Here is a 21,938-nt window from a genome sequence, read left to right on the forward strand (position 1 = left end):
GGAATCAACGAGTAACTACCAATTAATAACGATATTTAAAACTATGATCATATTATCCAACATCGAAAAGGTATACCAGACCAAAACCATTGAGACGGTAGCCTTGCAACAGGTAAACCTGGCTGTGCCCAAAGGGGAATTTCTCTCTATTATGGGTCCCTCGGGTTGCGGAAAATCCACGCTGCTGAACATTATGGGCCTGCTGGATGAGCCGAGCAGCGGCACCGTAAGCATTGGCGGCCAGGAAATACGCAGCTACAAAGACAAAGAGCTGGCGCATATCCGCAACGAGAAGATCGGGTTTGTTTTCCAGAGCTACCACCTGGTTAACGACCTCAGCGTGCTGGATAACGTGGAGCTGCCCCTGCTCTACCGCAGCGGCGTAAGTGCCTCGGAGCGCAGCAAGCGGGCCAAAATAGCGCTGGAGAAAGTGGGCCTTAGCGCCCGCACCAAACACTTCCCTAACCAGCTGTCGGGTGGGCAGCGGCAGCGGGTGGCTATTGCCCGCGCCCTCATCGGCCAGCCCGAAATCATACTTGCCGATGAGCCAACCGGTAACCTGGACTCGGTGATGGGTGAAGAGATCATGAACATCCTCCTTGACCTGAACCGCCACGACGGCACCACGATTGTGATGGTAACGCACGACGAGAACATGGCCAAGAAAACAGAACGGCTAATCCGCTTCTTCGATGGCCAGCAGGTATCCGACGCCAAAGTATACGCTAACCTTCAGCAAGTATAGCCATGCTAAAGAACTACATAAAAATAGCCTGGAAGGTGCTGCTGCGGCGCAAGTTCTTCACCTTCATCAGTTTGTTCGGCATTAGTTTTACCCTGATGATTCTGATGGTGGTTACCTCGCTTTTCGACCACGTTTTCGGGCCGCAAACACCGGAGCGCGACACCGACAGGCTGTTGTTCGTGAACTCGATGAAAGAGCAGAAAGAAGGTGGCTACACCAGCAGCGGGCCTCCCAGCTACTACTTCCTAAACAAGTATGTGCGCACGCTCAAAACCCCGGAGCAGGTTTCCATCAACTCTGTTTTCCATCAGGTAAACAGCTACGTCAACAACCGTAAGCTGGCCATCGATATAAAGTTTACCGATCAGGCCTTCTGGCATGTGCTGGATTTCAAGTTTATTGAAGGCGCGCCTTTTGGGCAGCAAGAGGTGAAGAGTGCCAGCCGCGTGGCTGTTATCAATGAGCACACCCGCCAGCAGTATTTCGGCGACGGCCCGGCCTTGGGCAAAGAGATCGTGGTAGACCAGGTTAGCTACCGTGTAGTGGGCGTGGTAGAAGATGTGCCGGTGCTGCGCCTAAACTCATACGCCGATGTATGGGTGCCCATTACCCTTAGGAGCCACGAGTTTAACCGCGAGGGACTGCGGGGCGGCTACTTTGCCATACTTAAGGCAGCCACCCCCGCCGACGTTCCGAAAATAAAAGAAGAGTATGCTCACATGATGAAGGAACTGGAGCGGCAAAAAGGCGAAAAGGACCTTCAGCTTTATTCTTTCCCTGCCACCATCCTCGAAAACTTTGCCCGCATGGTTCTGGGCCAGGGCGAGACCTCCGGGCTACGTATACTTTACGCGGCACTTACCGGTATTACGCTGCTCTTTATACTGTTGCCTACCATTAATTTAGTGAACATAAACATCAGCCGCATCATGGAGCGATCCTCGGAGATTGGCGTGCGCAAAGCCTTTGGGGCCACTTCCAAAACCATCATCGGGCAATTTATTATCGAAAACGTGTTCCTGACGCTGCTTGGCGGTTTGCTGGGATTTATACTTGCCGCGCTAGTGCTGTGGCAAATAAACAGCAGCGGGCTCATAGTATACGCCGACCTGAGCCTGAACCTACGCGTCTTTGCCATCGGTTTGCTGCTTTGCCTGGTCTTCGGCTTTATTTCCGGGGTTTATCCGGCCTTTAAAATGTCACGTTTACACGCCGTGGAGGCACTGAAAGGAGGTTCTAAATGATACGCCATCTCTTTAAACTGATCTGGAACAGGAAGAAAAGCAACTTCCTGCTCATCACGGAGATTTTCTTCTCCTTTATGGTGCTGTTTGCGGTGCTGAGCTTTGTGGTGCACAATGTGCGCAATTACACTAAACCGCTGGGCTTTACGCATGATAACGTCTGGCTGCTAAGCATGCGCCCTAGCTCGGACTCCGCGGCCCTTAACCGCCAGAACCTCGAGCAGGTGCTACAGCGGCTTAAATCTTACCCGGAGGTTGCAAACATCTCGCTTACCTCTAACAACGCGCCATTCTCGTTTAGCATCACCTCCAACGCCATGACGTACGGGCAGGTAAAAGACGTGCAGGCAGACTACTATGAGGTGCAGGACGACTTTCAGGAACTGATGCAAGTGCCGTTGAAAGTGGGGCGCTGGTTTGGCCCGCAGGATGACGCCTCGAACCATGAACCTATCGTAATAAACCAGCAGCTCCAGGAAAAGCTCTTCGGCAACGAACCGGCCATCGGCAAACTGATCCCGATCACCGATTCATCAAGCTACCAGGTGATAGGCATCACCGAATACTTCCGCGGCGCCGGCGAGTTCGCGTCCGATGCTCCTGCCATGCTTACGCGCATAAACTTCGCCAAACGCCAGGACAAATTCTGGGAGAGTCTGCTGATAAAGGTAAAGCCGGGTATCGGCGTGGCCTTTGAGGAGCGCATGGTAAAAGACATTTCCGGTATAACCGGCGACTGGAACCTAGAGGTGAGCATGCTGGAGAAAATGCGCAAGGCCAAAGCCAAGGTTACGCTGGTGCCTATGCTCGGGCTGGGCTTTGTCTGTGCGTTTCTCATACTTAACGTGGCGCTTGGGCTGTTTGGGGTGCTTTGGTATAACATTAGCCGCCGAAATAGCGAGATTGGCCTGCGCCGCGCCCTCGGCGCCGCTGCCAGCCAGGTGTATTGGCAGTTTATAGGCGAGGTGCTGGTGTTAGCCACCTTTGGTTTGCTGCTGGGCGTGTTCTTTGCGGCACAGTTTCCGCTGCTAGAGGTTTTCCAGGTCGATACCGAAGTGTACCTGATCGCCCTCTTTAGCGCCGTTTTCCTGATTTACCTGCTAACGGCTGCCTGCGCCTTTTATCCTAGCCGACAGGCTGCTGCCGTTCAACCCGCCGTGGCGCTGCATGAAGAATAGCGGCCCAGATTGCCATAATTGTTTATATTTATATTTCAAACCTGATTTCATACATCCACCATGATCCTGATTGTAGACGACGATGTTGCCATTCGTGCCTCGCTTGGGCTGCTCCTAAAACAGAACGGTTACAAAACCCGTGAAGCCTCGGACCCCAACGAAGCGCTCGCGCTGGCTCAGCAGCATGCCTTCGAGCTCGTGATCATGGATATGAATTTCTCTATTGATACCACCGGGCATGATGGCATTGCGTTGCTGGAGCAGTTCAAGGCACGTTATCCGCAACTGCCCATCATACTTATAACCGGCTGGGGATCCATTAGCCTGGCCGTGGAGGGTATGCGCCTGGGGGCCTTTGATTTCATCACCAAGCCCTGGAGCAACGACTACCTGCTGCAGTCTGTGCAAACAGCTCTCAGCCTGTCTGCGCAAACGCAGGATGCTGGCACATCGCTCTCGCGCAGCAAGCTGGACAAGCAGTATGATTTCGGAAACATTATTGCCCAGGACCAGCAAATGCTGCAAATCCTGAAAAAGATAGGCCAGATTGCCCCAACCGATGCCTCAGTGCTGATTGAAGGCGAAAGCGGCACCGGCAAGGAGCTGATTGCGGAGGCTATCCACCGGAACAGCCTCCGCAAATCGCAGCCTTTCGTTAAGGTGAACCTTGGCGGCATATCCTCCACCCTGTTCGAGAGCGAGATGTTCGGGCACAGGCGCGGCGCCTTTACCGATGCCAAATCGGACCGGGCAGGCCGCTTTGAGCTGGCAAACAAGGGCACCATTTTCCTGGATGAGATTGGCGAGCTGGACATGGGCAGCCAGGTAAAGCTGCTGCGCGTGCTCCAGGACCGGACCTACGAGGTACTCGGCGACAGCCGCTCCCGCAAGCTCGACATCCGGGTGGTTTGCGCCACCAACCGCGATCTGGCAAAGCTGGTGGAGGAAGGCAGGTTCCGGGAGGATCTATACTACCGCATCAACCTGATCAAGATAAAACTCCCTGCCCTGCGCGACCGGGAAGAGGATATTCCGCTATTGGTGCAGTACTTTGTGGCTAACCTTCGGCTTACCTATAACCGCCCGCAGCTACAGGTAAGCCCGCGCGCGTTGCAATGGCTAAAAAACCTGCACCTGGCAGGCAACATCCGCGAGCTCAAGAACCTGGTGGAGCGTACCATGTTGGTGGCGGAAAACGACATGCTGGAAGCCGACGATTTCAAGGCGCAGGCGCAGCAAAGCCCCGCCAAGCCCGGCGACAAGAACCTACCCGCCGTAGGCACCATGACGCTGGAAGAACTGGAGGCATCCATGATCCGGAAATCCATGCGCTTTTACCATAACAACATCAGCAAAGTGGCCCGCGCGCTGGGCCTGAGCAGGGCCGCCCTGTACCGCCGCCTCGACAAGTTTAACATCCCCTATGACCCTGCGGACTAAGTTCATACTTTTCGCTGTGTTTGTGCACAGCCTGCTGGCCATACTAACGTGGTACCTGCTGCAGCAAAACAAGTGGATGTTTCTGGGCATGGAGTTGCTCATACTTGTATCGGTGTTAGTAACCGTGCAGCTTTACCGTTCTTTCTTTAAACCGCTAAACCTGATCCGGGCAGGCATCGAGTCTATCAAGGATAAGGATTTCTCTACCACGTTCACAGCCGTTGGCCAGCGCGACCTGGACGATTTGGTAAATGTGTATAACCGCATGATACACCAGCTGCGGCAGGAGCGCGTGGCGCAGGCCGAGAAAAACTTCCTGCTCGAGAAGCTGATACAAGCCTCGCCGGCCGGCATTATACTTTTGGGTTTTGATAACCAGGTGGAAGGCCTGAACCCAGCCGCCGAGCGCTACCTCGGCAAAAAGCTCGCTGACTTGCAGGGTTGCCACCTGAGCCAGCTCCCCGAAACCTGGGCCAGCCAGCTACAGCAGCTGCCCACGGGCCAATCCGTTACGTTTCGTGTAAACGGCACCTGGACCTACCGTTGCCACCGCGCCCACTTCCTGGACCGCGGCTTTCAGCATTATTTTATTTTGATTGAGGAGCTAACAGAGGCCATACTTCACAACGAGCGTCAGGCTTACGAAAAAGTTATCCGTGTCATGTCGCATGAGGTGAACAACACGACCGGTGCCATTAATTCCATATTTGGCTCTCTGCAATACTACGCGCCACAGCTAACACCCCACGACCGGCCTGATTTTGAGCATGTGCTGCAGGTTGCCACCGACCGCAACACCAACCTGAGCCGCTTTATGGCTAACTTTGCGGATGTAGTGCGCCTGCCTCAGCCCAGAAAAGAACCTACACATGTACAAGAATTACTAACGGACCTGCAACGCCTTATTAAGCCAGAGCTAGACAGACGCCAAATTACGTTGCATTGGCACCCTGCCCCTCAACCAATTTTTGCAAACCTGGATAGGCAGCAGATGGAGCAGGTTTTACTGAACATACTCAAGAACGCCATGGAAGCCATAGGTTCAGAGGGCGAGATCACCATTGAGGCCGTTGCAACCCCACCTCACATCAGTATTACAGATAACGGTGGCGGCATTCCAGCAGATATTAAACAGCACCTTTTCACGCCGTTTTATACTTCCAAAAAAACTGGCCAAGGCATAGGCCTAACCATGGTGCGCGATATTTTAATGAACCACGGCTTTACCTTCTCCCTCAGCGATACTGGAAACGGCCTTACTTCCTTTATTATCAATTTACATCAGCAGTGATGAGCATTAATTGTGTTTATAAATTAGCCTTTCTTTAATTAAAGTTCCGTTCTAATTGGAACCATTTACCCCATTACTAGCACCCATCAATTATTCAAAATAGTATTTATACTATAAAATAAGCCCTAATCCGTAAAAATAATTTAACTTTTCAGGCATATCACTTTAATTTAAAAAGAATGTAACAAGATTGTTAAAAAAATCGTAGCGCGGCCATACAACCTATGTTGATTTTATTTATATTGTACTTAATTGTTAGTCAAAGGAAATATGGAGTACAATATTATTATCGCACCTGACCTTGAGGGGTTAGCAGTAGAAGTGGCTGGTTTTCTGCCACAAGGATGGAGATTAAAGGGTGGTATTGTAGAGCATGGCAAAGGTTTTGCTCAGCAGCTTGTCCGGCAACCCAAAGATTCTGTGCGCATGCAGCAACAGCGTAAGCAGCCTGCAAAGCAGCGCCGCACGAAGTGGATTGAGTAAATACATTATATAAACACCACTTTTAGCTAAAGTCAAAGCCATTTCTGAACTTACCATTCGGTAACTCAGAAATGGCTTTTTTATTTCCCTATTACCTCGCTCTGAAGCCCGTATAAGGCGAGCCTCCCCTTCCCAGCCATACTATAGGCCTGCACATTTATTAAATATTCAAAATATTACCTATAAAAAGCATCTTTTTAAGCGGGGTAAAGTATATAAGCCTAAGCCGATTTTTCCGGCAGTTCACAGTAAAAATCTAATCACTTAAACCAAAGCAATTTATACGTGTGTGGCACATGGCTGCCCTATACGTATAAGCACCCTTAACCATGAGAAATTTTATTTGCTTTCTCTTGCTACTGCTATTAGCCGCCTCCTGCGTTACAAAGAAAGAGCTCGTTTACATGCAGAATCCTGATTTTAAGCCTTATGTACCCACAGAGTTCAAAACCCGGTTCACTGCCTATAAACTGCAAGCCAACGATGTGCTTTCTGTGAAAGTACTGAGCGTGGACCCAGACATGTCTAATATCTTCAATATTGTAAACCCTAGCAACGCTTTTGGCGTATCCGAGCCCGGTAGCATGTACCTGAGCGGCTACACCATCGACAACGAAGGCTTTATTAATTTACCAACCGTTGGCAAATTAAAGGTAGAGGGACTGACAACATCGCAAACACAGGACCTGATCCAGAGTAACCTGAATCGCTACATCATGGATGCAACTGTGGTTGTAAAGCTTATCAGTTTCAAAATAAGCGTATTAGGCGCGGTTAGAAATCCGGGGTATTTTTATATCTACAACGAAAAGGCAAACCTGTTGGAGGGCCTTAGCCTTGCTGGCGATTTGACCGATGCAGCCAATCGTGGAAGCGTAAAGCTCATCCGCCAAAAAGATGGCGCATCGGAGGTGGTCTTGCTAGACCTCAAAGATCCTAACCTCGTACAATCACAGTATTATTACCTGATGCCCAACGATGTAATTTATGTGGAGCCTCTTGAGACACAGCTAAAGCGTAACAACCTGGTGATTGTGAATGCCGTGCTTGGGGTAATATCTACAGGGGCACTATTATATAATTTGTTTAAGTAAACGAATGAAGAAAAATAAACAAGAGCATGAAATTGACCTAAAGAGCTGGCTCTTTAAATTCAGGTCTAAATGGTACCTTTTTGCTGCTTTCTCTGTGATCGCCCTGGCGGCTGCTTACGTGTATGTAAAGAGCTCCCCGCGTATATTTGAGTACCAGTCTACCTTGTTGCTCGGAGACCAGCAAACGGGCTCTAAAAAAGCGCAGGAATTGCTAGAAGTGCTTGATGTGCAGAGCAAAGGTATAAAAGTGGAAGATGAGATTGGCTTGCTGCAGTCCGCCGAAATGGTAAAACAGGCCCTGAGCAAACTTGATTTCTCTGTATCATACTATAAAGTAACTAACCACTGGCTCAACAACATCACCAACCTAGAAATTGAGGAGCAATACGAAACCGCACCCTATGTGGTGGACCTTGATACTACTTCGTATCAGTTGGTTGATATTCCCTTAAAGGTGCGCCTGCTGGATGACAACACGTATGAGCTTACCATTGAGAGTGAAAACGTACCGCGCTATGATTTCCGGACCCATTCCATAGTAGGCTCTATTCCCTCTATCGAGTTTAAGAAAACCTTAAATTTTGGGGAAGCTTATAAAGACGGTAATCTCAGCTTTACGCTGCACCGCAGCAAGGTAGAAGATACCAAGCCAGGCAAAGAGTACTACTTCGTGATCAATAGCCTCGAAAGCCAGGTTAAGCAGCAGCAAAACGCCCTTTCGGTAACGCCAATAGAGCGTGAGGCACGCGTACTGGTTTTAAAGAGCAAAGGCAGCATCCCGGATAAGCAGATTGCTTTCCTCAACACGCTAATGTCGGAGTACGTGGCCAACGACCTGAAGGAGAAGAACCACAACGGCCTTAAAACCCTGGAGTTTATTGACAGCCAGTTAGGCACACTCTCTGACTCGCTCCGCCAAAGCAAACAGGCGCTTTCGTCGTTCCGCTCAAACAACCGTATTGCTAACATTAATGTGCAGTCAAATATCAACTATGAGAAACTCTCGCAGTTAGAGGCCGAGCGCGCGCGCCTGAATACCGACCGTACGTATTATGCCAACATACTCGACCAAATTAAGAACGGCAACGGTATTGCACAATCGGTTTCGCCAACGGTGGCAGGTATTCAAAGCCCTATCCTAAACAACTTGTTTCTGCAGCTTGCTGAGCTTAACCAGAAAAAGGCCGGCTACAGGGTAAATGCCACGGCAGATAACCCAATGCTGCGCAAAATTGAGGGAGAAATTGAAAACACCCGCGGTGCAATTGTAGCTAACCTGCAAAACTTAATTGAGTCGGCTGATATATCGATCAACAACGTGAATGGGCGCATCGGCAAGATAGAATCAAACTTAGCCTCATTACCGGAAAACGAGCGCAAGCTGATGGACTTGCAAAGCCAGTCTGAGTTTATCGACAAAAAGTATGATTTCCTGCTGGAGAAACGTGCCGAGGCAGCTATTGCCCTCGCCACCAACGCCACCGACAAGAAAATTGTGGACCACGCCTCTATGGTGGGCAACGCCCCGGTAAACGTTAAGCCTAAAATGATTTACCTGTTGGCACTGCTTATCGGCCTGGCCATACCTGCCGGTTTCATTGTGCTGATGGATAATGTGGATAACACTATCCAGGGCAAAAACGATTTGGGCAACATCACTAACATACCTTTCCTAGGTGTGGTGGCGCATGGCAGCAAGTCAGACAAACTGGCTGTGCTAAATAACCAGCGCTCTGCCATCGCTGAGTCGTTCAGGTCCATACGCATTAACCTGCAGTACCTGATGTCTAACAGCAACTTTAAGGTGATTGGCGTTACATCGTCTATCTCTGGCGAAGGCAAGACTTTCTGTTCTGTTAACCTCAGCTCGGAATTGGCTATGTCGGGCAAGCGTGTAGTACTGATTGAGTCGGATATGCGTAAACCCACGTTTGGCAAATACTTCCCGGTATCAGAATCTGTTGGCTTATCTTCTTTCTTAACACAGGGCCTACCATTGGAAGAGGTTATTCAGAAAACAGAGGTGGAGAACCTGGATATCATACCATGCGGGCCTATTCCAAACAATGCCCTGCATTTGCTGGAGCTTCCGAAAATGCAGGAGTTGCTAGCCCTGCTGAAAGACAAGTATGACTATGTGGTTATCGATACCCCTCCAATTGGTTTTGTGTCGGAGTACTTTGTGCTGATGCGCCATATGGATGTAAACCTGTATGTGGTGAAGCATAAGTATACTAACAAAGAAATGCTGACCCAGATCAACGATCTGTATGCGTCTAAAAAGGTGAAAGATATCTACATGATCATCAACGACCTGAACTACGACAAAACATACGAATACGGCTATAAGCGTAAAGGCAGTTACTATTACGCCTAGCGCCAAGCCACTTCAACATTACCAAAAAGCAGGCAGGTTACAGTGAAACGCTGCAGCCTGCCTGTTACCTTAATACCTAAACACGAATGAGTAAAAATTTAGCCTCTAAAGCTGTCAGCGGACTTAAATGGGGATCAGCGGCTACCGTAGCCAATGCAGTCATGCAGATTGGTTATACTTCTGCCATGGCCCGCCTGCTGGCACCAGAGGCTTTCGGTTTGGTGGCCATCTCCAGCGTTATACTCCGGTTTGGAAGCTATTTTGCAAACATGGGCCTTACCAAGGCGCTTATTCAGAAAGAAGAACTAGAGCCACAGCACATTCGGGCGGCCTTTACAGCTTCGTTTCTGCTAGGCTTGCTTTTTACGGGTATAACTTGGCTGGCAGCACCGCTAACAGCAAGATTCTTCGAAAACCCGGATGTTGCGCCCATCGTACGCGTCATGGCGCTTTCCTTTTTGGTTAACGGAATCTCTATTACATCGCTCAGCTTGCTGGAGCGAGAAATGCGCTTTAAGGCTATCAGCATCATCGAAATCATCTCGTATGTAATTTCATACTTAGGGGTAGGTATCGTGCTTGCCTACCTGGACTTTGGAGTATGGAGCTTAATATACGCCACGCTGCTTCAGGCTACGCTTACTGCCGTTGGTACGTATGCCATTGTTCGGCACAGCGTACTGCTGCAGTTTGGCTGGGCCCCTTATAAGCCCCTGTTTAGCTACGGCAGCCGCATGTCGGTTATTAGTTTCCTGGAGTTTTTGAGCCAGGAGTTCGGGACTATACTTATTGGCCGCGTACTTGGGTCTTATAAGCTGGGTTTGTATAACCGAGCCTACATGCTGGTTAACCTGCCCATGTACATGCTTACGCGCACTTTCACGAAGGTTGTGTTCCCAAGTTTCAGCAAGATCCAGAATGACATCAAGAAGCTTGGCCGCATTTACCTTTCCAGCATTACACTGCTGGCTGCCCTTGTTATTCCGGCCTGCCTGGGTATTTCGGTGGCGGCCCCTGAGCTTGTCCGTATAATCCTGGGCGCACAGTGGGGAGAGTCGGTGCCGGTGCTGCAAGTACTAAGCCTGGCTATAGCATTAAGCTTTATAACCATGTTTGCTGGTATCGTTTGCGATGCCAAGGCCGTACTTAACGTAAAGATCGTTCTTAATATCGTATTTATACTTGTAATCAGCGGCTTGTTCTACCTCCTTCGGGAGTATGGATTGGTAGGCTTTGCCTTTGCTGTTTTGATCGGTGAAATGGTGCGCATGGCAATGTACCAGCGCGTCATGCTCAGCGTGCTCCAGTTACCATACAGGCAACAGCTATCAATTTACCTGCCTGGAGTGATAAATGGCTTACTGGTAGCCCTAGGCATATACCTGGTTAGCACTTTGTTGCGCGGGGCCGATGCGCCGGTGCTGCTGGTGTTTGCCGCACAGATCCTAACCGGAGCAGTGCTGCTCCTGGCGCTTACGCTGTTGTTTCCGCACAAACTGCTTCGTGCAGAACTACAAATGGTCCTCAATAAAATGGGCCTTAACAGTAACACCGACTCGACTTCGGGCCGGCTCATTCACAAGTATAAATCATACATTTTAAAGGAGGCTTAGTAACCCCTTGCTTCCCTTTTTTACAAGTTAGAATTTGCTATATGACCATAGGAATTTGCGGACCGATAGATTTAACATTACTGGATTGGGAATTTAGGGGCCAGAACCTGCCAGTGACCAATGCTTTTCCGTTACCGACACATTTTATAAATGCCCTGCTGCACCGCGGCTATGATGTGGTGGCCTATACCAATTCACCTGTCATAGACAAACCCATGGTACTTGAGGGCAAGCACCTGAAAGTTTGCATTGCACAGCAATTGCCACAACCCGGGCGCCGTTTCTTTCAGTTCGAGGTAAAGGAGCTCCAGAAGCAAATACAGCAGCACCCCTGCGATTTTATAAGCGCCTTTTGGTCTTATGAGTATGCCTGGGCTGCGTTACGAACAGGAATCCCTACAGTTGTAAGCCTCCATGACGTTGCCTTACAGATACTTCTGCAACACCGCGATATGTTCAGGCTGGTGCGTTGGGCAATCAATTACATCGTTGTAACTAAAAGCAGCCACTTGATTGCCAACTCCAGTTACACCTACAACATGCTAGATAAAGGCACGCGCCGCAAAACCAAGACAATTAATAATTTCTACCCTGCTGAGTTGGAAGAGCAGCTGAGCTTACCAGCGCAGAAGGAGAATTACATTGTATCAGTGGGCATGGGTTTCTCTAACCGTAAAAACTTCAGTACCGCACTGCATGCATTTGCGCAGGTAAGAAAGAAACACCCAGAGCTAGAGTACCACATGCTTGGAGCCGGCATGGAGCCTGGAGGCGAAGCCCAGCAGTATGCACGCGAGCATGGCATAGAGGATGGCGTGAAGTTCCTGGGTGTGCAGCCTTACGAGACTGTATTACAGAAAATAACCTACGCCAAGGCGCTGTTACACCCTGCCCGCGAAGAATCTTTCGGGATGGTTTTGCTTGAGGCGATGGTTGCGCTTACACCTGTAATTGGTGGTGAAGCCAGCGGCTATGTGCCTACTTTGCTCGATGGCGGAAAAGCAGGAATGCTTTGCGACATTAACTCTCCGGAGGCTATTGCAGATTGTGTGCTCAGACTGGTAGATGACAAGCAGCTAAGTCATCGTATAACCCAGCATGCCTATGCATTTGCCCGCGACAACTACTCCGAGGACGTGATTGTGGAGGAGCACCTTGCCTATTATGCGCAAATTCTTGGCAGGCCCCTAAAACCACGCCGTAACAGAGAGCGTAGCCATAACGATGCTATTGTAGGAGCATAACCATACCTGCGCATGAAGCTGAATTATACTTTCCTCTTTGTTATACCGCTGGCCCTTATCCTGATCATGGACCAGATGTTTATCGAGCTTGCGGCACCAGACAACCCGGATGCCCAGGGAGCACTGCTAAACATAACGGTAAAGGTAATGGCTGGCATTTCGTTAGTCTACTGCAGCCTTTTCTTTCAGCGGATGTCGTCATATATGCGGCTGGCGTTTTTCCTGCTAGTGCTTTATGTGGCAGCGCTGGTGTTTGAGTCGAAGTATGTTTACGGCTCTTTTATGATTTACCCGCACGTGTTTGTTAAGGTGCTTCAGTTTGCCTATGCTTTTTTTGTATATGCCTATTACAAAAGCAACTACCATGTTAAAACAAAGCATGTTACATGGTTTATACTTGGCGGTTTTCTACTGAACGTGCTGTTGGTTAATCCGCAAACACTTAGCCTGTCTGCCTTTACAAACCATGAGCGAGGGGTATATTCCACATCCGTGTACATGCTGGTGGTGCCTTTTTTATACTTCCTGAGCAACTATTTCTATAAGAGCAAGTTCCTCAGCCTGTTTTTGGCCTTCTTTGTCTTGTTTCTGATATTCTTTTTTCAGCACCGTACCGTCTGGATCTCTACTGCATTTGTGCTGGTGGTCTATTATCTGCTTATCCAGTTCAAGACAGATAAGCCCATCAACATTATGGCAAAGCTCCTACCTATAGGTACTATAGTGGGCATATTGGGCGTGGTTGCCAGTGGGTTTATACTCTCGATTCACCCGGAGATCGTGGATAAGGTGCAGGAAAGCTTTTCTGATATCGAAAACTTTGAAAGCCAGGGCACGGGCGGCTGGCGCTACCAGCAGTGGATGTCATACTTGCCGTTCATCGAAAACAATTTCTTGACAGGCATGCGCTTTGAGGGCTTTGAGCTCCCGATCCAGTTTTACCGCGACGACATTGACGCCCCCGTTTTTGAGGACGGGAACGGACACCACTTCCACAGCTTTTATGTGGAGATCTTCTTCTACACTGGCCTGATCGGGTTTGGTTTATACTTACTCATCGCGCTTTACCCCATCCTGAAAGCATTCCGGATGCGCGTGCTTACCATCAACCAAATCCTACTGGTTGCCTTTATCAGTAGTGGTTTCGTATTCGGGGTATCGTACGTGCTGCCTGTGTTTTTCTACGGTGTGCTGGGTTGGGCCATTGCTGCCATAGAAATGGAACGCGTAGAGTATCCTACTTTTATCCGTCAATCAGGCCTGCGTATGAAAGCGCGCCGAACCGTGGCTCAGAAAGCGCTGCAAAGTGCTTAAAAAGCCACAACTTCTTCGCTTAAATAGCAGTAGAAGTATATACCAAAACCCTTATTACTTGTATGAGTACTTCTATACCGCAAGAACCATTGCACACTCCGGTGTTGCTAATCATATTTAACCGCGCACACACCACACAAAAAGTATTCGACCGCATCAGGCAGGTAAAGCCCAAGAAGCTATACGTTGCAGCTGATGGCCCGAGACCGCACGTAGGCACAGACGCCGTACGCTGCGCCGAAACTCGCCGCATTGTAGAGCAGGTCGACTGGGACTGTGAGGTGAAAACCCTGTTTCAGGAGCAGAATCTGGGCTGCGGCGTGGCTCCCTCCCGCTCTATTTCCTGGCTTTTTGAGAACGAAGAAACAGGAATCATACTTGAGGATGACTGCATTCCGTCCAAAAGCTTTTTCTGGTTTTGCCAGGAGATGCTGGAGAAGTATAAAACCGATACCCGCGTGATGCACATAAGCGGCAACAATTACCTGGATGGCTGGCGCCGCGACTCAGACTACTCTTACTATTTTTCGGATAAAGTAAACAGCTGGGGCTGGGCCACTTGGCGCCGAGCCTGGCAACTCTATGACTTTAACCTCGGCAACTACCAGGAACTCAAGCAGAAAGGCTACCTTAATGGCATTTTCCTTAATAAATTTGAGGAGAAGTATAGGCTTAGTAAGTTAGAGGAGACATTCATAAACATCCAGAAAGGCGATGTTTGGGATTACCAATGGGAGTTTACCGTGTACAGCAACTCGGGCCTCTGTATTGTGCCGGAGGTTAACTTAGTACGTAACATAGGATTCGGGGAGGATGCCACCCATACGTTTAACCTGCACGATAAAAAGGCTCAGGTTCATGAAGAGGAGATTACCTTTCCGCTGCGCCATCCTAAGTTTGTGATCCGGGATGTGGAGTCTGACCGCCGTAACTTCAATAAAATGATGCGCGACAAAGCTAGCGCTAAACTTAAAGCCTTATTCAGCTTTAGCCTATGAAATTACTTTTATCAGCATACGCCTGTGAGCCTCACCGCGGTTCAGAACCCGGCAACGGCTGGAACTGGGCATTAAGCACGGCTAAGATGGGGCACGAAGTATGGTGCCTGACCACCACCGAAGGCCGCGATAAAATTGAGCGCGAGGTGGAGTTGCTTGCCATGCCCAACCTGCACATAGTATTTGTAGATGTTCCGGCCTGGATAAATAAAGTATATAAATACCAGCCCGGTGTATACTTGCACTACATGGTATGGCAGCACCGTGCCTACCTACAGGCAAAAGAGCTGGACCAACGTATAAATTTCGACCTGGTTCACCATGTAACATTAGGGAGCCTGCAAATGGGTACAGCGCTCTGGCGCCTCAACAAGCCGCTAATTTTCGGCCCTACAGGTGGCGGCCAGGAAGCACCGCGCGCTTTTAAAAAATACTTTTACCGCTGGTGGAAGATGGAAGTGTTCCGAACGCTTACCAGTGAGCTGCTGCTGGCTTTGAACCCTAATGCGCGCAAAGCCATGCGCCATGCCTCGCTGGTGCTCACTACCAACCAAGACACGTATGACATGGCGCAACGCGTGGGGGCGCTTAACCCTAAAATGTTCCTGGACACCAGCTTGCCGGAAGATTTTTACCCGGAGGCATACCCTGAGCGAATCCCAGATGAAACCATGAAAATACTTTGGGTTGGCCGCCTGTTTGCCCGTAAGGGATTGCCACTCGTGCTGGAAGCGCTAAGCAAGGTGCGCCCCGATGTCAATTTCGAGCTAACCATACTTGGCGATGGCCCTATGCACGACTTCGTGCCCCGCTGGATTGAGGAGTATAAATTGCAGGGCAAAGTTACCTGGAAAGGCCAGGTGCCTTGGGAGGAAGTGAAGCGAGCCTATACGCAAAGCGATCTGTTCCTGTTCTGTAGCCTCCGAGATTCCAGCGCTGCGCAGTTTCTGGAAGCCATGGCCTATGGCCTGCCAATTGTAACGCTGGACTTGCACGGCGGCAAAAACCTGGTGCCTGACGATGCAGGCATTAAAGTACCTGTAACAACGGTTCCGCAAACTGTTCACGACATAGCCGCTGCCGTAGAAAAACTTTACGACCAGCCCCTGCTACGTAGGCAGATGGGGATGACCGGCTACAAGTTTTCCAAGTCTCAGACCTGGACGCTGAAGACACAACACATCAACGAGTTTTACAGTAAGTATACCCAGGCGCAGCCCGCCGAGCTTACAATTGAACACTAGCCCTTAACAAAAATGCTATACATAGTTATACCTGTATTCAACAGAAAGAATTTCACCAGAGAATGCCTCCTCTCGCTAAAGCGTGGCACTAACCAGAAGTACAAAGTAATTGTAGTGGACGATGGCTCCACTGACGGCACTGCGGATATGCTGCGCGAGGAATTTCCGGAGGTTGAAATACTCTTCGGGGATGGAAACCTGTTCTGGACGGCCAGCGTGAACATGGGTATTAAGCATGCCTTGCAGTTAGGCGCCGAATATGTCATGACGCTAAACAATGACCTGGAGGTAGCCGAAGACTACATCGAGAATACCTATATATGGATGGCTAAGAAGCCTGCTGCTGTAATCGGTGCACTGGAGATGGATGCCGGCACGCGAGAGCCTGCCTTTGGAGGTGAGATAGTAGACTTTAAACGTAACAAGGTACGCTATTTATTGGAGGAGCTGCCCAAAGAGCAGCAGGTTGGCCTTCATAAAGTATCGCAATTGCCTGGCCGTGGCCTGCTTATTCCACGGGCCGTATTCGAGAAAATTGGCCTGCTCGACCAGGACAGATTCCCGCACTACGTGGCAGATTACGATTTTACGCACACAGCCCTGCGCAACGGTTTTGAGCTTTATGTGAATTACGACGCAAAGCTCTATACTTACCCTGAGGAGAGCGGCGAGCGTAAAAACCGCCAAAGCAAATCGTTTAACAACTTCTATAAACACCTGTTTGATATTAAAGGAGGTGGCAACCTGCGCGATTTCACACGATTTACTCTTAAAAATTGTCCGCCGCCGTACATTCCATACTACCTGGCTAACGGCTATGCTCGTCGTATTTTCGGCTATATGCTAAAATAACTGTGCTTTCTAAGGCCATATCATATGCTAGCCCTTGCTTTCGCAGCTTTATGTTGCGGTATAGCAAGGGCTGGTTCTATTTTATACTTGCCTTATTTACTTCGATTGCCATACTTAGCCTTGGCCGCACTGTTAGAAATTCTCCGAAAGCAGCGTCGCCCAACTATAGCGGGCCCATTATAATAACAAAAGGCGGCACCTACACAGGTAACTGGGAATCCAGGGATGCTGATGTTGCCGCCGTAGATGTTAGAACCAGTGAGCCGGTAGTTATTGAGAACGCTAATGTGCGCGGTGCCGGTTTCCTGATCAGGAGCCAAGGCTACGGAGCTGATATAACAGTACGCAACACGCGTGGCTATGGTCTTCCGCCTACCCCTTATGCCGATTACGCAAAGCCTCGCCGGTTTGTGGCTATTGATGTCTTTAGGAATGTAGTTGTTGAGAACTGCTACATGCAGGAAACAGCCGGCATTTACCTGGGCGTGGAATATACGGGCAACGGAAGCTCTACTGAGAGCATTTGCATCCGGTTTAACAAGGCCCTGGATATTAACGGGCAGATTTACGGCGGCAAAGAGCGGGTGCAGTTTGTGCAGTTTAACTATCGGGGCGAGGTGCCTAACGCAGAGATTTCATGGAACCAAGTGATAAACAGGCCAGGCACATCGGCTGTTGAGGATAACATTAACATATACAACTCGCGTGGAGCGCCCTACTCCCCTATCCTCATTCATAATAACTACATACAAGGCGCTTTTCCTTACCCCTTAGAGCTGGAAGAGTACTCTGGCGGCGGAATACTCACAGACTCTCCCGGCACCGACTCTTTAACCGCGACAGCTTACGTAGAAGTGTACGAGAACCAACTTGTAGGGCTTGGCAACTATTGCCTTGGTATAGCTGGGGGTAACCATATCAATATGCATCATAACAGGGCAGTTGTGGCAGCTGTGTTTAGCAACGGCAAGCCTTACCATTTCTGGACGGGCGGAATTTGGGCTAAAGATTACTACAAGCGCGATAACACTTTTGCCAACAGTATGCATCATAACACCTTGGCTGTTTTGGGCAAGACCCGCACTTGGCGCAACGATATCTTTGACAGCACTTTTGTTGCAGCCGCTGAGTACAGTAATTACCTTTTACCGGATTCTGTTACTAAAAAATTGGAGCATAACGAATTTAAACGCTGGACGCAAAAAGTATCTCAAAACGGCATTAAATTAGGTCCACAGCTAAGCTCATAACACAGGATAAACTACACACTTTGTGGAATTTGAACCCCATTTCCTGGCATTGAGAGCATATTTATTTTTTTAAGTTCAAATGTGTGGAATTATTCCACAGTTGAAAAGTACAAATTTAAGCCTTTCAAATATCTAATTATCTATATAATCATATACATCTATAATTATGCATTTTTTTGATGCTAACTGTTTCTGATTCTAAGTTTATATATAGACATAACATATCCTGCAAATTTGAAAAGTATAAATTTTTATAAGTAATATTTAATGTAAATAAAACGTGATTTAAAAATTTATTATTGAGAATCAAAAAGCCAAAACACTGAAAAACAGTTAACATACGGGCATTTTCAATTAATGCTTAATTTAATAATTTCAAGTCTCATATAATTTTTTAGAGATTTTTTAACTAAAGGCTATGATTTCTAAAATTTTCCTGTCTATATTTGCAACAATCAATATATGAACAACTTAACTCTACAGCGCCACTTAACCGTGGAGAATTGACTAGACAAAACTCAGACAACGGTGCTAAAGCCAAAGGTATCGTCAGAGTTTTAACAGAAGACAAAACGCAAAAAAATCTAAGTTCTCAACTTTTAGCCAAAGTAAATGAATTCATTAACCTCTAACCTGAACAAGAGGGCTGGTAAAATTATACTAGCTCAAATCTTAGCCTACGTGCTGTTCGTGTTCCTACCCTCTACGGTATTCGCCCAGAGTTATGGCGGGCCACTCGTTATCACAAAGGGAGGTACCTATAAAGGAAACTGGGAATCCAAAGACTCAGAAGTAGCCGCTGTAGAAATCAGAACCAGCGAGCCAGTGATTATCGAAAACTCAAACATCCGTGGTGCCGGTTACCTTATCAAAAGCTGGGGATACTCTGTTAACCTAACTGTACGACACACAAACGGTTACGGTAATCCACAAACTCCTTACAAAAACTACAAGAAGCCGCGCCGCTTTATAACTGTTAACAACTTCCAGAACCTAGTAGTAGAAAATTGCTACATGGAAAGCACTGCCGGTATTTACGCTGGCACGCGTTACGAAGGCGATAATACACCTAATGAGGGTATAAAAATCCGTTACAACATTGCTAAAAACATCGATGGCCGTGTACATGGTGGCGATAAGGAGCACTCTCAGTTTGTGCAGTTCAACTTCAAGGGTGCTATTAAGTATGCGGAAGTTGCCTGGAACCAAGTTACGAATGAGGCAGACAAATCATTGGTAGAGGATAACATCAATATCTACAACACCCGTGGTATGGCAGGTAGCCCTATCCGTATCCATAACAACTATATTCAGGGTGCGTATCCTGCACCGGCCAATGGCACAAAGTATTCTGGTGGTGGTATCATCACAGACGGTGACGCAGGCATCAACGATTGCCCAGCTTACATCGAAGCTTACGAAAACCAACTGGTTGGCCTAGGTAATTACTCAATGGGTATAGCCGGTGGTAACAACATCCGCTACCACCATAACAGAGCTGTTAACGCTGCCACTTTCGACAACGGCTCAAAGTATAGCATGTACACTTCCGGCCTTTGGAGCAAGGACTATTACAAGCATAACACAACCTTCGCAAACTCCATCGACAATAACGTGGTAGGCATTGTGGCCTGGGGCTATACGAATAACAGAAACGATATTTCTGTGGCTGAGAACGCTGATTTCACCAATAACACATTCCTTCCTAATCCAATTAACAAGCAGTCTGAGAAGGATGAGTATAACATGTGGCAGAGCAAGCTTAGCAAAAACGGTGTAGTACTTGGCCCTAACGGATCAGGTGGTTCTGCTCCGGCTAACCAGGCCCCAAATGTGGCCATCACGTCTCCTTCAGTTAACACGAGCTTTGTACAGGGTAACGCTATTGTAATCAATGCAAATGCAACAGATAACGATGGCTCTATCACCAAAGTGGAATTTTACCAGGGTTCTGTGAAGCTTGGCGAAGACACAAATGCTCCTTTCAGCTACACATGGAACAATGCCAATGTAGGTACTTACTCGTTGACCGCGAAGGCGTTTGATAACGCAGGTGCTACTAAAACTTCTGGTGCTGTTTCGATTGGCGTAACTGCTCCTGTTGCTACAACACCTACACCTACTCCTAACCCAGGTACGCCTTCTACATCTACAACGGTTAAAGCTGAAGGCAAAATTACACACGAGTTCTGGGCAAATGTTCATGGTTCCGGTATATCTGTGATACCTGTATCACAAAAGCCAACCAGCTCTTCTGAGGTTACACTTTTCGAGGCACCATCTGGCAAAGGCAATAACTATGGCCAGCGCATCAGAGGCTACATCACAGCTCCTGAATCCGGACAGTATACTTTCTGGGTTGCCGGTGACGACCAAACTGAGCTATACCTGAGCTCTTCTGAAAGCGAAGGCAGCAAGAAGAAAATTGCTTACAACAGCAGCTGGACTGCCTCGCGTGACTGGACAAAGCATAGCTCGCAGCAATCTGCCAAGATTAACCTGGAAGCCGGCAAGCGTTACTACATTGAGGCGCTAAGCAAGCAAGAAGGTGGCGGAGATAACCTGGCTGTTGCATGGCAGCTACCAAGTGGTGCCAAAGAGGCACCGATTGCCGGAAACAGACTTTCTCCGATCGGTAGCCAGGCCCCTGTGACAACAACACCTACAACGCCTCCGGCAACAACTACACCTCCAACTACGTCTAAGCCAGTTTATGCAACCGGCAAAATCACGCTAGATCAGTGGTTAAATGTACATGGTAAGAGTATAAACTCAATACCGGTTAAGAATAAGCCAAACAGCACAAAAGAGATTTCTAGCTTTGAGGCGCCATCTACTTCTACCAACAACTATGGTCAGCGTATCAGTGGATACATCACTGCTCCTGAATCTGGTCAGTATACTTTCTGGATCGCTGGTGATGACAAGGCAGAGCTTTACCTGAGCACATCGGAGAATGCCGATGACAAGAAGAAGATTGCTCATGTAGCTGACTGGACTTACAGCCGCGAATGGACAAAGCATAGCTCACAGCAGTCTGCAAAAATCACGCTTGAAGCCGGCAAGCGTTACTACATCGAAGCACTTCACCTGCAAGGTGGCGGCGGTGACAACGTAGCCGTAGCATGGCAGTTGCCAAGTGGTGCCAAAGAGGCTCCGATTGCCGGAAACAGACTTTCTCCAATTGGAGATTCTTTCCAGAACTTGTCTTCAAGCCATGTGTCTGAGGTAGCAGACTCTAATCCGTTCTTCGCACAGACAACAGCTTATCCGAACCCATTCCGCGATGTGGTTACCCTGGACTTTGGTGACAAGGAAGTAGAACTGGAGCAGCTTGTTGTACTTAGCCAGACTGGCAGTGTGGTTTATGAAGAGAAGCAGCTTACACTGGTAAACAATAAAGTTTCTATCCACTTGGCTGATCTTAAAACCGGTCTTTATATCCTGAAGTATACAGACAAAGCCGGACACAGCGACAGCATTAAAATTGTGAAGGAATAACTCCTTAAATCATATCACAACAAAGAGGCCTGCAAATTTTGCAGGCCTCTTTCATTTACAACTACTATTG

General features: G+C 48.4%; 16 protein-coding genes. All 16 read left to right on the forward strand.

What is annotated here, in order from left to right:
- Window positions 1–43 precede the first annotated feature (43 nt).
- The 16 genes from D1627_RS15660 to D1627_RS15735 all read left to right on the forward strand — a co-directional run bounded on the left by D1627_RS15660 (window position 44) and on the right by D1627_RS15735 (window position 21,868).
- On the forward strand, window positions 44–745 hold the full coding sequence (locus tag D1627_RS15660) for an ABC transporter ATP-binding protein (protein ID WP_119433216.1): 702 nt from the start codon (window positions 44–46) through the stop codon (window positions 743–745).
- 2 nt (window positions 746–747) lie between these two features.
- Window positions 748–1,989, forward strand: a complete 1,242-nt coding sequence (locus D1627_RS15665) for an ABC transporter permease (protein ID WP_119433217.1) — start codon at window positions 748–750, stop codon at window positions 1,987–1,989.
- On the forward strand, window positions 1,986–3,167 hold the full coding sequence (locus D1627_RS15670) for an ABC transporter permease (RefSeq protein WP_119433218.1): 1,182 nt from the start codon (window positions 1,986–1,988) through the stop codon (window positions 3,165–3,167). Before D1627_RS15665 ends, D1627_RS15670 begins: the two co-directional genes overlap by 4 nt.
- Before the next feature lie 60 nt (window positions 3,168–3,227).
- On the forward strand, window positions 3,228–4,607 hold the full coding sequence (locus tag D1627_RS15675) for a sigma-54-dependent transcriptional regulator (protein ID WP_119433219.1): 1,380 nt from the start codon (window positions 3,228–3,230) through the stop codon (window positions 4,605–4,607).
- Complete coding sequence (locus tag D1627_RS15680) at window positions 4,591–5,898, forward strand: sensor histidine kinase (protein ID WP_119433220.1); 1,308 nt, start codon at window positions 4,591–4,593, stop codon at window positions 5,896–5,898. The genes D1627_RS15675 and D1627_RS15680 overlap by 17 nt, the downstream gene beginning before the upstream one ends.
- Window positions 5,899–6,168: 270 nt before the next feature.
- A complete protein-coding gene (locus D1627_RS15685) occupies window positions 6,169–6,381 on the forward strand; it encodes a hypothetical protein (RefSeq protein ID WP_119433221.1) in 213 nt (70 codons plus the stop codon).
- A 329-nt stretch (window positions 6,382–6,710) separates the two neighbouring features.
- Window positions 6,711–7,475: a polysaccharide biosynthesis/export family protein gene (locus D1627_RS15690; RefSeq protein ID WP_119433222.1), complete on the forward strand. Its 765-nt coding sequence runs from the start codon at window positions 6,711–6,713 to the stop codon at window positions 7,473–7,475.
- A 4-nt stretch (window positions 7,476–7,479) separates the two neighbouring features.
- A complete protein-coding gene (locus tag D1627_RS15695; RefSeq protein WP_119433223.1) occupies window positions 7,480–9,852 on the forward strand; it encodes an exopolysaccharide transport family protein in 2,373 nt (790 codons plus the stop codon).
- 86 nt (window positions 9,853–9,938) lie between these two features.
- On the forward strand, window positions 9,939–11,465 hold the full coding sequence (locus tag D1627_RS15700) for a lipopolysaccharide biosynthesis protein (RefSeq protein ID WP_119433224.1): 1,527 nt from the start codon (window positions 9,939–9,941) through the stop codon (window positions 11,463–11,465).
- Between the two features lie 41 nt (window positions 11,466–11,506).
- Complete coding sequence (locus D1627_RS15705; protein ID WP_119433225.1) at window positions 11,507–12,709, forward strand: glycosyltransferase family 4 protein; 1,203 nt, start codon at window positions 11,507–11,509, stop codon at window positions 12,707–12,709.
- 12 nt (window positions 12,710–12,721) lie between these two features.
- Complete coding sequence (locus D1627_RS15710; RefSeq protein ID WP_119433226.1) at window positions 12,722–14,023, forward strand: O-antigen ligase family protein; 1,302 nt, start codon at window positions 12,722–12,724, stop codon at window positions 14,021–14,023.
- Between the two features lie 62 nt (window positions 14,024–14,085).
- Window positions 14,086–15,021: a nucleotide-diphospho-sugar transferase gene (locus tag D1627_RS15715; protein WP_119433227.1), complete on the forward strand. Its 936-nt coding sequence runs from the start codon at window positions 14,086–14,088 to the stop codon at window positions 15,019–15,021.
- Complete coding sequence (locus D1627_RS15720) at window positions 15,018–16,265, forward strand: glycosyltransferase family 4 protein (protein ID WP_119433228.1); 1,248 nt, start codon at window positions 15,018–15,020, stop codon at window positions 16,263–16,265. The genes D1627_RS15715 and D1627_RS15720 overlap by 4 nt, the downstream gene beginning before the upstream one ends.
- A gap of 12 nt (window positions 16,266–16,277) precedes the next feature.
- Window positions 16,278–17,117, forward strand: coding sequence for a glycosyltransferase family 2 protein (locus D1627_RS15725; protein ID WP_119433229.1), 840 nt, complete (start codon window positions 16,278–16,280; stop codon window positions 17,115–17,117).
- 50 nt (window positions 17,118–17,167) lie between these two features.
- The gene (locus D1627_RS15730; protein WP_233555660.1) at window positions 17,168–18,367 is read left to right on the forward strand and encodes a glycosyl hydrolase; all 1,200 of its coding nucleotides are present in this window, start codon (window positions 17,168–17,170) and stop codon (window positions 18,365–18,367) included.
- A 612-nt stretch (window positions 18,368–18,979) separates the two neighbouring features.
- On the forward strand, window positions 18,980–21,868 hold the full coding sequence (locus D1627_RS15735; RefSeq protein ID WP_119433230.1) for a PA14 domain-containing protein: 2,889 nt from the start codon (window positions 18,980–18,982) through the stop codon (window positions 21,866–21,868).
- Window positions 21,869–21,938: the final 70 nt, after the last annotated feature.

Origin of the sequence: Pontibacter oryzae, assembly GCF_003576375.1 — a bacterium.
GTDB lineage: Bacteria > Bacteroidota > Bacteroidia > Cytophagales > Hymenobacteraceae > Pontibacter > Pontibacter oryzae.

Coding starts and splice junctions, on each gene's coding strand:
- D1627_RS15660 (WP_119433216.1), top strand. CDS start 44: ATGATCATATTATCCAACATCGAAAAGGTATACCAGACCAAAACCATT.
- D1627_RS15665 (WP_119433217.1), top strand. CDS start 748: ATGCTAAAGAACTACATAAAAATAGCCTGGAAGGTGCTGCTGCGGCGC.
- D1627_RS15670 (WP_119433218.1), top strand. CDS start 1,986: ATGATACGCCATCTCTTTAAACTGATCTGGAACAGGAAGAAAAGCAAC.
- D1627_RS15675 (WP_119433219.1), top strand. CDS start 3,228: ATGATCCTGATTGTAGACGACGATGTTGCCATTCGTGCCTCGCTTGGG.
- D1627_RS15680 (WP_119433220.1), top strand. CDS start 4,591: ATGACCCTGCGGACTAAGTTCATACTTTTCGCTGTGTTTGTGCACAGC.
- D1627_RS15685 (WP_119433221.1), top strand. CDS start 6,169: ATGGAGTACAATATTATTATCGCACCTGACCTTGAGGGGTTAGCAGTA.
- D1627_RS15690 (WP_119433222.1), top strand. CDS start 6,711: ATGAGAAATTTTATTTGCTTTCTCTTGCTACTGCTATTAGCCGCCTCC.
- D1627_RS15695 (WP_119433223.1), top strand. CDS start 7,480: ATGAAGAAAAATAAACAAGAGCATGAAATTGACCTAAAGAGCTGGCTC.
- D1627_RS15700 (WP_119433224.1), top strand. CDS start 9,939: ATGAGTAAAAATTTAGCCTCTAAAGCTGTCAGCGGACTTAAATGGGGA.
- D1627_RS15705 (WP_119433225.1), top strand. CDS start 11,507: ATGACCATAGGAATTTGCGGACCGATAGATTTAACATTACTGGATTGG.
- D1627_RS15710 (WP_119433226.1), top strand. CDS start 12,722: ATGAAGCTGAATTATACTTTCCTCTTTGTTATACCGCTGGCCCTTATC.
- D1627_RS15715 (WP_119433227.1), top strand. CDS start 14,086: ATGAGTACTTCTATACCGCAAGAACCATTGCACACTCCGGTGTTGCTA.
- D1627_RS15720 (WP_119433228.1), top strand. CDS start 15,018: ATGAAATTACTTTTATCAGCATACGCCTGTGAGCCTCACCGCGGTTCA.
- D1627_RS15725 (WP_119433229.1), top strand. CDS start 16,278: ATGCTATACATAGTTATACCTGTATTCAACAGAAAGAATTTCACCAGA.
- D1627_RS15730 (WP_233555660.1), top strand. CDS start 17,168: ATGTTGCGGTATAGCAAGGGCTGGTTCTATTTTATACTTGCCTTATTT.
- D1627_RS15735 (WP_119433230.1), top strand. CDS start 18,980: ATGAATTCATTAACCTCTAACCTGAACAAGAGGGCTGGTAAAATTATA.